We start from the raw sequence: 11,666 nt of genomic DNA, 5'->3' as shown, positions 1-11,666 counted from the left end.
CCGGCGGCCCATTCAGCCGGCGGCCGTTCAACCGAGAGCCCGTTCAGCCGAGCGCCACTGCTGCCACCAGCCGGGACGGCAATCCCGTTGACCCGGCGCCGGCGTCGGAAATGCCCGGACGGCCCAGCACGTCCACGGTTCCGGGCGGAACCAGCAGCCCTTCGCCGGTCATCTTGAGCCACGCCTCTTTCCGCGCCCAGAGGCGGGCGCGTTCATAGGGCAGGTCCGCGGCCGGAAGGCCGAGCAGTGCCCGGCGCTCGGCTTCCGTCAGCGCTACGTCCCCGAACCCGGGGAAGCCCGTTCCGGACGGATCCTCGATGTCCACGCCGAGCCGGAGTCCGGGCGCGGGCGACACGACGGCTGCCACAAGTGTCCAGCCTGCCGCCCGGGACAGGCTGAGGAGTAACGGCAGCCGGACACCGGCCCGTGCGTATCCCGGCCGGCCGTGGGACAGGCCGGGGCCGGTGCCGCAGCGCGGGCAGCTGTAGTCGCAGCGCAGCTCGCCTGCGGGTATGCCGAGGAGTTCGGCAGCGAACTGCCGCTGAGCCGCCCGGCCCGACACGAATGACGTGCGCACGGCCGGCAGCATGGCCCCTGCGCGCTCCAGCTCGGCCGGGTCCAGCAGCGATTCGTCTGCGGGACCGTCCGGAGAGGCACGGAAGACCACGCCGGCTGGCGTGGTCTTCCGTGGTTTACTCAAGCTGGCCATTCCCGGGCCGGTTGTGCTCGGCCTAGCGCTGTACCGCGCCGAACCGCGAGGCGGCCATGGCAACGGCGTTCTCCCGGGCGGCCGAGGCCTCGTCGGCAGTCAGCGTCCGGTCCGCGGCACGGAACCGGAGCCCGAAGGCCAACGACTTCTTGCCTTCTTCGATGCCCTTGCCCGCGTACACGTCGAAGAGGGCCACGTCCTCCAGGAGCTCGCCGGCTCCCTCCCGCAGCGCGGCCAGCACGTCGTCCGCAGGAATCTCCTGCGGCACCACGAGCGCCACGTCCTGGGTGGCCACCGGGAAGGTGGAGATGTGGCGGGCCACAATGACGTCGGCCGCGGCCTCGAAGAGTGCGTCTGCGTCGATCTCCAGCGCCACGGAGCGCGCCGGCATGTCGTGGGCGGCCAGGAGTTTCGGATGCAGCTCACCGGCGTATCCCACCACCTCGCCGCTGCGCAGTGAAAGCTGCGCGGCGCGGCCCGGGTGGAACACCTGGTGATGTCCCTGGCTCACCACAATCTCAACGCCAAGGATGTCGCCGGCCTGGCGGGCAATGTCGAGGGCATCCGCCCAGTCCCACGCCCTGGGCGTGTGGCCCGCGGCGGCGGGCGAATCGTGGCCGGTCAGCACGGCTGCGATGTGCAGCGGCTGGTCCGGAACGCCGTCGTACAGTGCATCCAGCACCTCGTCGGAGGGCTTGGCGCCGAGCGGCGGAATGGACTCCGTGCCCAGGGTGTCGCCGGGCAGGAACACGAGGCCGGCTTCGAAGAGCGCCAGGTCGCGGAAACCGCGGGAGTGGTTGCGCTTAGCCACCTCGATGAGGCCCGGCAGCACCGAGGTGCGCAGGTAGCCGTGCTCCTCGCTGATCGGGTTGGCGAGCTTGACCGCACTCCTGGGCGCCCCCGCCTCGGCCACGCCGAACGTGTCGTTGGCAGCCTTCGACACGAACGGGTAGGCCAGGACCTCGGTCAGCCCGGCGTCCGCCAGCGCCTGGACCAGGCGGCGGCGCTGCTGCTGCACGCGGGTGAAGCCGCGGCCGGGAGGTGCCACGGGCAAGGTCGCCGGGATCTTGTCGTACCCCACCAGGCGGGCAATTTCCTCGGAGAGGTCCTCCTTGGTTTCCAGGTCGTTCCGCCAGCTCGGGGCAGAGACTGCCCAGCTGGCGTCGTTCTTTTCGACTGCGGCACCGAGGTCCTCGAGGCAGGTGACGATCTGCTCTTCAGTGAAGTCAAGGCCGATGCGAGCGGCGGGGAATTCCGCCGGCAGGTCGATCGTGACGGCGTCGGGGGCGGTTCCGACGTCGGTACCCGCCTCATCTGCCGTCCCGCCGGCCAGGTCGACCAGCAGGTCGACGGCGCGCTGCGCGGCGACGTTGGCCACCTGCCAGTCCACACCGCGCTCGAAGCGCTTGGAGGCCTCCGACGGCAGCTTGTGGCGCCGTCGTGAGCGGGCAATCGACACTTCCTCGAAGTGGGCTGCCTCGATCAGGACGGTGGAGGTGGCGTCCGAGACCTCGGTGGACGCGCCGCCCATGACGCCTGCGACGCCGATGGGGCCGGAGGCGTCCGTGATCAGCAGGTCCTCAGGGTCAAGCGCGCGCTCCTTGCCGTCGAGCGTGGTGAGCTTCTCCCCCGCCACGGCGCGCCGGACCACGATGTCCCCGGACAGCTTGTCCTGGTCATAGAAGTGCAGCGGCTGGCCGAGTTCCAGCATCACGTAGTTCGAGATGTCCACGGGCAGCGAGATGGAGCGGATGCCGGCCAACCGAAGCCTGGAAGTCATCCACGGCGGAGTGGGCCGCGTGGCGTCGACGCCCCGGACGGTGCGGGCGACGAACCGGTCGCAGCCGGGCTTGCCGTAGATGGGCGCGTCGTCGTTGATCTTGACGCCGTAGCCGCCGGCAAGGGAAGCCGGAGCCGCGACCTTGGATGCGGGGTCAGTGAACGCCGTGCCGGTGGCGTGGGCGTATTCACGGGCCACGCCGCGGATCGAGAAGGCATAGCCGCGGTCCGGCGTGACGTTGATCTCGGCGGCCTGGTCGTAGAGGCCCAGCAGCTCCATGGCGTCGGTGCCGATTTCCGGATCCAGCCCGATGCGGGAGAGCACCAGGATGCCGTCGTGGTCCTCGCCGATGCCCAGTTCGCGGACGGAGGCGATCATGCCCGCGGACAGGTGTCCGTAGGTCTTGCGTGCGGAGATGTGGAAGTCGCCGGGCAGGACGGCGCCCGGAAGCGTGACCACCACCTTGTCGCCCTCCACGAAGTTGTGGGCTCCGCAGATGATGCCCTGCACGCCGGAGGGGTCGATGCCCTTGCCGGTCAGGGTCTGCTCCTGGCCTTCGGGGACAACGCGGACCTGGCACCAGTTGATGGTCTTGCCGTTGGTCTGCGGTTCCTTGACCAGGCTCAGGACCTGGCCCACCACGACGGGACCTTTCAGCCCGTCCGTGGGGCGGTGGACAGCTTCTTCTTCAAAGCCGACCTTGACGAGCTCCGCCATGACGTCTTCGGCCGTTGCTCCGGCCGGTACCTGCGCGAATTCGCGCAGCCAGGAAAGGGGAATACGCACTGTTAGATCTCCATCCCGAAGTGCTCGCTGAAACGTACATCGCCTTCGATCATGTCGCGCATGTCGCCGACCTCGTTGCGGAACATGAGCGTGCGCTCGATGCCCATGCCGAAGGCAAAACCTGAGTAGAGGTCCGGATCGATGCCGGCCGCGCGGAGCACGTTGGGGTTGACCATGCCGCAGCCGCCCCACTCGATCCAGCGCGGCCCGCCCTTGGCGCCAGGGTGGAAGATGTCCAGCTCGGCGGACGGCTCGGTGAACGGGAAGTAGTTGGGACGCAGGCGGATCTGGGCCTCGTCGCCGAACATCTGACGGGCGAAGTGCTCCAGCGTGCCGCGAAGGTCCGCCATGCTGAGCTTCTTATCGATGGCGAGGCCTTCGAACTGGTGGAACACCGGGGTGTGCGTGGCGTCCAGTTCGTCGGTGCGGAACACCTTGCCCGGGCACAGCACGTAGATCGGCACCTCGCGTTCCAGCATGGAACGGACCTGCACCGGCGAGGTGTGCGTGCGCATCAGGAGGTGGGCCTCGGGGGGCTCCACGAAGAAGGTGTCCTGCATTTCGCGGGCAGGGTGATCCGGCTTGAAGTTCAATGCGTCGAAGTTGAACCATTCGGACTCAACTTCCGGGCCCTCGGCGATTTCCCAGCCCATGCCCACGAAGATGTCCGCAACGCGGTCCTGGAGCGTGGAGAGGGGGTGGCGGGCTCCGGCGCGGCGGCGGCGCGGGGCGGCCGTCACGTCCACGGTTTCCTCGACCAGGATTCGGGCATCATTTTCTGCCTCGAGCTCGGCGGTGCGTTCGGCGAGCGCCTTGCTGACGCGTCCGCGGGAGGAACCCATGAGCTTGCCAGCGGCGGCCTTCTGGTCTTTGGGAAGGCCGCCGATCTCCCGGTTGGCCAGGCTCAGCGGCGATTTCTCACCGGTGTGGGCCAGGCGGACAGCCTTGAGTTCATCGAGCGTGGAGGCACCGGCAATGGCGGTGATGGCCTGGTCTACGGCGGCGGCGATGGCGGCTTCATCCAGAGGGTTCGGGATGGCAGCGCCCGGCAAAGTTTCAGTCATCTACTGTTCTTAGCTACGAGTCGGATGATGCCAATGGCCGGTGCTGCTGTGCCGGTTCCCCGGCGGCGCGTCCGTCACTGGCACGTCATTGCATGAAGTCATCCAATGACGTCACCCAATGACAAGGGCAGGCTCGCCGGCTGTTGGCCGGCAGGCACTGTTCCCAGTCTAATTGACACGGCCGGGCTGCCCGAACGGGGCATCGCCTGCTGCACCGGCGCGTTCCTGCACCGGTGCGTCAGGACCGGTGGAGAGCGCAGGGGCCTGACGCTAGCATGGCCTCATGACCCCGGGACAGCGGCTGCGGCAGCTCGCGAACGTGCTGAATGGCTCCACGCCGCTCGGGCTGCTGCTGGCCGGGCTGGCGGGAACCAGGACGGTTGGCGGTCCGCGCGGCCTGGTGATAGCCACCGGTTACCGGTGGAGGCTGCCTTTCGCGGGGGCGTTTACGGTGGGCAATGTGATCATCTACCGCGCCGGCCCGGACGCGGCCCTCGCCAACCCTGTCCTCCTCCGGCATGAGGAACGGCACAGCACCCAGTACGCGTGGTGCCTGGGTGTGCCTTTCGTCGTGTTCTACTTCATTGCCGCAGTCTGGTCCGTGCTGCGGACCGGGGATCCGGCGTCGGAAAATCTCTTTGAACGCCAGGCCGGGCTTGCGGCCGGCGGCTATGTGGACCGCGGGCGGCGCCGGCCGCGGTGGACGGCCGGCAGAACGTTCGGCAGAACATCCGGCGGCAATGCCGGCGAAGCTGCCGGCGGCAACGCCGACGAGGCTGCCGGGGGCAATCCCGGCGGAACGGAGGCCTGAGTGGGTGAGTTGTCCAGGACCGTCACGGTCACGGGGACCGGAACGGCTGAAGCCGCCCCCGACCTGCTGACCCTCTCCATCGGCGTGGAGTGCCGGCGGGAGAACGCGGGAGAGGCCTTTTCGGCTGCAGGCACGGCGACCGCCGCGGTGGCAGCGGCACTCCGCGGCCATGGGGTTAACAGCAGGGACATCAGCACGTCCGGACTGAATGTCCGTGCCGATGTCATCTGGCAGGAGGGCCAGGGCCAGCGAGTCACCGGCTATGTGGCGTCCAGCGTGCTGAGCGTGCGCCTCCGGAACCTGCCGGCCGCATCCGAGAGCATAGCGGCGGCCGTGGAGGCGGGAGGCAACGACGTGAGGCTGGATGGGCTGCAGCTGGGCTTCACCGATGCGGCGGCCGTCACGGCGTCGGCACGGGAGGCGGCCTGGCAGGACGCCGCGTCCTCGGCTGCGCAGTTCGCCGCGCTGGCCAACGCGGAACTGGGCGACGTCGTCACCGTCTCAGAGCACCCTGCGTCCTCCGTCCCCGTCCCGATGGCGGAGATGCAGCGCGCATTTGCCACCGACGCGGTCGCCGTGGAAGCTGGCACGGCCAGCGCGAGTGTCACCATCACGGCGCAGTGGGAGCTCCGGCACCGGACGGGCTGACCTGGCGGGTGTGCTGACTTAGTGGGTACTGCCGGCGGCCAGCCTGAGGTCAGAGTGTTGCGCCAGCGATGTGCCGGGTCGCGACGTGAGCGCATGCATCAAGGCATAGAAGGTGGTTGCAGACACCGCGAAACACCGGCGACGGACCTTGACTTAAATTCGAACATACCTTCGAATAGAGTCCATGAGATGGGACGCGCAGGCACTCAGACCAAGGCTCGGAGAACAGCCCGCAGCACAAGGCGGAACCGGCAAGGGCACCGCCGCCCCTGCCGCGGAACCGCTGCTGCCACTGGCAGGGCTTGTGCGATCCGTTTCCACCCCTGAATTTGCCGGGGTCACCTTCCATGAGGTCACTGCCAAATCGGTGCTCAATAAGGTGGCCGCCGGTTCGCGGATGCCCTTTGAATGGACCGTCAACCCCTACCGCGGCTGCAGCCACGCGTGCGTCTACTGCTTCGCCCGCAAGAGCCACACCTATCTGGACTTCGACGCCGGCCTGGATTTCGACAGCCAAGTGGTGGTCAAGATCAACGCTGCCGAAGTGCTGCGCAAGGAGCTGGCCAAACCGTCGTGGGGCCGGCACCAGGTCGCCCTCGGCACCAACACCGACCCGTACCAGCGCGCCGAGGGCCGCTACAGCCTGATGCCAGGAATTATCGGCGCCCTGGCCGACTCCGGCACTCCCTTCTCAATCCTGACAAAAGGGACCCTGCTGGCCCGCGACATTCCGCTGCTGAAGCACGCCGCCGCCCAGGTCCCGGTGGGCATTGGGATCTCGCTGGCCATGACGGACGAGCGGCTCTCGGAGGCTGTGGAGCCTGGCACTCCCGGCCCCCGGGCCCGGCTCAAGCTGGTTTCGCGGCTGCGCGACGCCGGGCTGCCGTGCGGCGTAATGGCCATGCCGATCCTGCCCTGGCTGTCGGATAGCGACGAAGCCCTGGACTCCCTGTTCGGTGCCCTGGCATCCGCCGGCGCCACCGGAGTCACGGCCGGAGCCCTCTACTTGAAACCCGGCACCCGCGAATGGTTCATGCAGTGGATCGCCGCCCGCCATCCGGAACTGGCCGGCCGGTACCGCAGGCTGTACGGCACGGGTTCCTACGCCTCAAAGGAATACCGGGAGTGGCTCGCCGGCCGGATCCGTTACTTCAAGGCCCGCCATGGTTTTTCCGGTTCGCACGGGTTCAGCCACCGCGACGTCGACGATCCCCGGGACGAGGAGGCCCAGTACCCTGCCGGCAGCCTGCCCCCGGCCGGTGCCGGCAGGACCGGACAGGCCGGTGCTGCGCCGGCGGCTGCCCAGCCGACACTCTTCTGAGCGGACGATTTTTGGGCCGGCACTTCCTCCGGCAATAGTCAGGCGGATAGACGCATCTCCGGACAGACAACAAAGGGCAGTACGGTCAACCGTCCTGCCCTCGGTCAGTTTCAGCCGGCCGGAATTCACCTGGCCCGAACTCAGCCAGCCCGAATTCAGCTGGCCGGGATGACCAGGCCCTTGAACTCCTCCTGGAGGAAGTCCTTCATGTCCTGCGACGTGAGGATCTTGTAGAGCTTCTGCACGCGGGGGTCGTCCTTCATTTCAGCCTTGACGGCGAGCACGTTGTAGTAGGCGCTGTCCTTGCCTTCGACGAGAAGCTGCTTGTCGGCGGTGAGGCCGGCCGGAAGGGCGAAAGCAAGCGTGACAATCGCGGCGTCCTTGTCGTTGAGGGCCTGCGGAAGGCTGGCGTTCTCAATCTCCGTGAACTTCAGGTTCTTTGGGTTCGCCTTGATGTCCTTGAGCGTGATGGGGTTCTCGGTGACCTCGATAAGCCCGTTGGACGCCAGCAGCTTCAGCGCGCGGGACTCGTTCGTGGGGTCGTTCGGGACCGCCACTGATGCGCCGTCCGGAAGGGCGTCCAGGCTCTTCACATCATTGGAGTACAGGGCCATGGGCGGCAAGTACACCTTGCCGACGCTCACCAGGTCCTTGCCGGAGGCTTTGTTGTACGTGGCGAGGAACGTGGTGTTCTGGAAAAGGTTGGCGTCGATATCGCCGTCGCTGACGGCCGGGTTCGGCGTGTTGTAGTCGCTGAATTCCTTGTACTCGACCGTGAGGCCTTCCTTGGGGGCGAGCTCCCGCTGGACATGCTTGAGCATGTCGCCCGCGGGAACCGCGAGGGCACCCACCTTGATTGTTTCTGATGCTGCGGATGAGCTTCCGCCTCCGCAGGCGGACAGGGCGAGGATGGCGGCCGCGCCGAGCGCGGCTGCCTTGAGGATGTTCGATCGGATCATGGTGTTTCTTTCGGAGATGGAGCGGTTGGGGATGAACCGGGAGAAAGTCAGCGGTGGGAGAGCCTGCGGGCGGCGAAGTTCCCCAGGGACTGGAACAGCTGGACGAGCAGGACCAGCAGGATGACGACGCCGAACATGTATTCGGGGCTGTAGCGCTGGTAGCCGTAGCGGAAGGCGACATCGCCCAGGCCGCCGCCGCCGACGGCACCCACCATCGCCGAGTATCCAATGAGCCCCACGACGGTGGTGGACAGCCCCAGCGCCAGGGCGGGCACGGCCTCGGCAACGAGGACCTTGGTGAGGATCGTCCAGCGCGTGGCGCCCAGCGACTGGGCGGCTTCAACGAGGCCCGTCGGCACCTCTCGGATGCCTATTTCGACGAGCCTGGCAAAGAAGGGAACGCCGGCGATCGTGAGCGGGACAATGGCCGCCGTCGGACCAATGAACGATCCCACCAGCAGGCGGGTAAAGGGAATGAGGAGGATCATCAGGATAATGAAGGGGATGGAGCGCCCCATGTTCACCAGGACATCGAGGACGCGGTTGAGCGCAATTCCGAGGAGCCGGCTTCCGAACGGCTTGGCGAGCAGGCCGCCCGCCTCCGTGGTGACGAGCAGCACGCCGACCGCCAGGCCGAAGACGATTGTCAGCAACAGGCTCACGCCCACTGTGTAGAACGTCTCCCCCGCGCCCTTGAGGATGGTGTCCAGCACGTCAGCCCAGAAGTAGGGGTCGTTGCGGTCGATCACTTGATTGCCTCCACAAAAAGTCCCTGCGAACGCAGGTCGGCAACGGCAGCAGCCACGGTCCCCTCGTCACCGGGCAGCTCTAGCCGGGTTCGTCCGGTCTGCCGCCCGTGGATGGTTTCCACCGCGGCACCCAGGATTCCAACGTCGAGGCCATGCTGGCGCGCCAACTGGGCGATCACCGGGCGGTCGGTGGGGATTCCGGTGAACGTGATTTCGACCACCGAACCGGATGTTTCCGGAATTTCCCCCAGCGGGAAGAGCGCCTGTCCGAGCAGCGACTTTTCGGTGGTCAGGAGTTTCTCCACCGGCCCCTGTTCAAGGATCCGGCCCTCGCTCATGACAGCCGCGGAATCACAGATCCGCTTGACGACGTCCATCTCGTGGGTGATCAGGAGCACTGTCAGCCCGAGGTCCTTGCTGAGCTGGCGGATAAGGTCGAGGATCTGTCGCGTGGTTTCGGGGTCGAGTGCGGAGGTGGCTTCGTAGCTCAGCAGCACGGTCGGGTTGGACGCCAGCGCGCGGGCGATCCCGACGCGCTGCTTCTGCCCGCCGGACAGCTGCGCGGGGTACGCGGCAGCCTTGCCCTGCAGCCCCACCAGCTCAAGGATCTCCAGGGCGCGCCGACGGCGTTCGCTGCGGCCCGCGCCCGTGATCTCCAGCGAGAGTTCAACGTTGGCCCTGACGGTCCTGCTGCTCAGTAGGTTGAAGTGCTGGAAGATCATGCCGATGTCGTGGCGTGCTTGCCGCAACTCCGCGCCCGCTAGGCTCGTCATGTCCCTGCCTGCAACATGGACACTGCCGGAGTCCGGCTGTTCCAGCGAGTTGATGGTGCGGATCAGGGTGCTCTTTCCGGCGCCGCTTTGACCCACGACGCCGAATATCTCGCCCCGCTCCAGGGTCAGCGTGAGCACCCCAAATCCGAACAATACGCACGAATATCGGGCTAGGGAGCCACTTAATTTCCAGGAAGTGAGTCGGCGCGCACCGGGGCGGCCAGCGTTGCCAGCAGCGCCCGGACAATGGGGAGGTCCGCCGGGATCCACGGCAGCGTGAGAGCCTCGTCACACGCGCGGAGGCTGATCCATCGGAGTTCGTCATGGTCCTCGAGCGGCCGGGGCTCGCCCTCGGCGATCTCCGCGAACCACACGCGCATGGAAGCGCGCTCATTGAGCGGCCAGCCGGCGCCGTTCGGAGCCTGCAGCTCGGCGCCTAGCCGGACAGTGATGCCCAGCTCCTCCTGGAGCTCCCGGTGCAGCGCGACTTCAGGGGCCTCGCCCGGCTCCACCTTGCCGCCGGGAAATTCCCACATGCCGGCAAACTGCGGGGGTGCTGTCCTCCGGGCGACGAGGAGCCGGCCGGGATCCGCCAGCGAATCGAGGACGGCGCCGCCCACCACCTTGATAAGTTCAGTCACGGCCCCAGTCTATGGGGCGCCATGGGGCAGAATGGAAAGAGCGGGAATACCGGCCGCGCCTTCGCCGTTGAAAACTCAGATCAAAAAATACGATTTGTTGCGCCCTTTTGCCGGTCCCGTCCGGCTTTTGCCGGTCCCGTCCGGTCCGCTGCGGCGGTTCGCCACCTTCCGCTCCCGAAATGAAGGCACATGACTACAACTGTTCAAGCGCCCCGCAAGCCCAAGTCCGGCACCACCCACCTCGGACTGGCCATCCTCGCACTGGCCATGGGAGGCTTCGGCATCGGAGTCACCGAGTTCGCCATGATGGGGCTGCTCAAAGAGGTGGAGCTGGGACTCGGCATCAGCACGCCGGAGGCCGGTCACCTGATCTCCGCCTACGCCCTGGGCGTTGTCATCGGCGCTCCGGTGCTGGCCGCCGTCGGTGCGAAGCTTCCGCGCAAGCATCTGGCCCTGGGCCTCATGCTGTTCTTCAGCATCGCCAACCTGACGTCCTTCATCGCCCCCGATTACGGCAGCATGCTGGTGTCGCGGTTCGCCGCCGGCCTGCCGCACGGAGCGTTCTTTGGTGTGGCAGCCGTGATAGCGGCCTCACTCGTGGCACCCACGAAGCGGGGCTGGGCCATCTCCATGGTCATGGCAGGACTGACCGTTTCCAACGTCATCGGCGTACCCTTCGCCACGTGGCTCGGCCAGACCTTCGGCTGGCGGCTGCTTTTCGTCCTGGTGGGAGCTCTCGGGCTGGTGACCCTGGCGCTGATCTGGCGATTCGTTCCCTTCCAGAAGGTGCACGCCGACGCCAGCATCCGCCGGGAACTGGGGGCGCTCAAGCGCCCGCAGGTCTGGCTCGCGCTCATGATCGGCATCGTGGGTTTCGGCGGGTTCTTCGCAACCTACACGTACATCGCCCACACGATGACGTCGGTGGCCGGCATCCCGTCGGCCCTGCTGCCCTTCGTTGTGGCCCTTTATGGCCTGGGGATGGTGGCAGGCAACATTGTGGGTGGCCGGATCGCGGATAAATCCGTCATGGGAACCATCTACCGGGTCCTGCCTGCCATCGCGGTTGCCTTGGTCGTTTACGCCGTCGCGGTGCACTGGCCCTGGTCGGCATTCGTGATGGTCTTCGTTGTGGGAGCCGCCGGTTCCATGCTGGTCCCGGCGCTGCAGACCCGTTTGCTGGACGCTTCGCCGGATGCGCCGTCGCTGGCGTCCTCGCTCAACCACGCTGCCTTGAACGTGGCAAACGCCCTGGGCGCCTTCCTCGGCGGCCTGGTGATCGCCTGGGGCTGGGGCTACGTCGCGCCCGCCCTCGTGGGGGCATTGCTGGCGGTCTTGGGACTCGGCGTCGCAGTTCTCAGCGGCATGCTGGAGCGCAAAAAGCCGCTGGCCGCGTAACCAACGGCTACGCGGCCAGCGGCCGGA

At 67.2% G+C, this 11,666-nt stretch carries 11 protein-coding genes; 4 read left to right on the top strand and 7 right to left on the bottom strand.

The annotated features are described in order from the left end of the window. Positions 1–43: 43 nt before the first annotated feature. From J7I89_RS14780 to pheS, 3 genes are read right to left on the bottom strand one after another with little or no spacing between them, the layout of a single operon-like run. The gene (locus tag J7I89_RS14780; protein ID WP_251045353.1) at positions 44–700 is read right to left on the bottom strand and encodes a 4'-phosphopantetheinyl transferase superfamily protein; all 657 of its coding nucleotides are present in this window, start codon (positions 698–700) and stop codon (positions 44–46) included. A 31-nt stretch (positions 701–731) separates the two neighbouring features. Further along, a complete protein-coding gene (gene pheT / locus J7I89_RS14775) occupies positions 732–3,275 on the bottom strand; it encodes a phenylalanine--tRNA ligase subunit beta (RefSeq protein WP_214971735.1) in 2,544 nt (847 codons plus the stop codon). A 2-nt stretch (positions 3,276–3,277) separates the two neighbouring features. Beyond that, complete coding sequence (pheS, locus tag J7I89_RS14770; protein ID WP_214971731.1) at positions 3,278–4,339, bottom strand: phenylalanine--tRNA ligase subunit alpha; 1,062 nt, start codon at positions 4,337–4,339, stop codon at positions 3,278–3,280. Positions 4,340–4,622: 283 nt separating this feature from the next. On the opposite strand from pheS, the gene J7I89_RS14765 reads away from it, so the two are divergent. From J7I89_RS14765 to J7I89_RS14755, 3 genes are all read left to right on the top strand, one after another. Then, positions 4,623–5,150, top strand: coding sequence for a hypothetical protein (locus J7I89_RS14765; protein ID WP_251045352.1), 528 nt, complete (start codon positions 4,623–4,625; stop codon positions 5,148–5,150). Continuing rightward, positions 5,151–5,798 (top strand): SIMPL domain-containing protein, encoded by a 648-nt coding sequence (locus tag J7I89_RS14760; protein WP_308159924.1) that lies wholly within the window; start codon positions 5,151–5,153, stop codon positions 5,796–5,798. A 184-nt stretch (positions 5,799–5,982) separates the two neighbouring features. Next, positions 5,983–7,119 carry an Rv2578c family radical SAM protein gene (locus J7I89_RS14755; RefSeq protein ID WP_214971728.1) on the top strand — a complete coding sequence of 379 codons (1,137 nt, stop codon included), beginning with the start codon at positions 5,983–5,985 and terminating at the stop codon, positions 7,117–7,119. 155 nt (positions 7,120–7,274) lie between these two features. Here J7I89_RS14755 and J7I89_RS14750 read toward each other — a convergent pair whose 3' ends face one another. The 4 genes from J7I89_RS14750 to J7I89_RS14735 are packed head-to-tail and all read right to left on the bottom strand — an operon-like array spanning position 7,275 to position 10,241. Further along, positions 7,275–8,078, bottom strand: coding sequence for a MetQ/NlpA family ABC transporter substrate-binding protein (locus tag J7I89_RS14750; RefSeq protein WP_214971725.1), 804 nt, complete (start codon positions 8,076–8,078; stop codon positions 7,275–7,277). Between the two features lie 47 nt (positions 8,079–8,125). Then, positions 8,126–8,827 carry a methionine ABC transporter permease gene (locus J7I89_RS14745; protein WP_214971723.1) on the bottom strand — a complete coding sequence of 234 codons (702 nt, stop codon included), beginning with the start codon at positions 8,825–8,827 and terminating at the stop codon, positions 8,126–8,128. Next, a complete protein-coding gene (locus tag J7I89_RS14740) occupies positions 8,824–9,738 on the bottom strand; it encodes an ATP-binding cassette domain-containing protein (RefSeq protein WP_308159923.1) in 915 nt (304 codons plus the stop codon). Before J7I89_RS14740 ends, J7I89_RS14745 begins: the two co-directional genes overlap by 4 nt. Positions 9,739–9,782: 44 nt before the next feature. Continuing rightward, positions 9,783–10,241, bottom strand: a complete 459-nt coding sequence (locus J7I89_RS14735) for a (deoxy)nucleoside triphosphate pyrophosphohydrolase (RefSeq protein WP_214971719.1) — start codon at positions 10,239–10,241, stop codon at positions 9,783–9,785. Positions 10,242–10,430: 189 nt separating this feature from the next. On the opposite strand from J7I89_RS14735, the gene J7I89_RS14730 reads away from it, so the two are divergent. Then, positions 10,431–11,639: an MFS transporter gene (locus tag J7I89_RS14730; protein WP_214971717.1), complete on the top strand. Its 1,209-nt coding sequence runs from the start codon at positions 10,431–10,433 to the stop codon at positions 11,637–11,639. Positions 11,640–11,666 lie beyond the last annotated feature (27 nt).

The sequence above is a fragment of the Arthrobacter sp. ISL-5 genome (assembly GCF_018613835.1).
Classification (GTDB): Bacteria; Actinomycetota; Actinomycetes; order Actinomycetales; family Micrococcaceae; genus Arthrobacter.
This window is presented reverse-complemented; position numbering and strand designations above follow the sequence as displayed.

What these genes read in the sequence shown, in the direction of transcription:
- pheS (WP_214971731.1), bottom strand. Translation starts at nt 4,339, where the DNA reads ATGACTGAAACTTTGCCGGGCGCTGCCATCCCGAACCCTCTGGATGAA.
- J7I89_RS14765 (WP_251045352.1), top strand. Translation starts at nt 4,623, where the DNA reads ATGACCCCGGGACAGCGGCTGCGGCAGCTCGCGAACGTGCTGAATGGC.
- J7I89_RS14755 (WP_214971728.1), top strand. Translation starts at nt 5,983, where the DNA reads ATGAGATGGGACGCGCAGGCACTCAGACCAAGGCTCGGAGAACAGCCC.
- J7I89_RS14750 (WP_214971725.1), bottom strand. Translation starts at nt 8,078, where the DNA reads ATGATCCGATCGAACATCCTCAAGGCAGCCGCGCTCGGCGCGGCCGCC.
- J7I89_RS14730 (WP_214971717.1), top strand. Translation starts at nt 10,431, where the DNA reads ATGACTACAACTGTTCAAGCGCCCCGCAAGCCCAAGTCCGGCACCACC.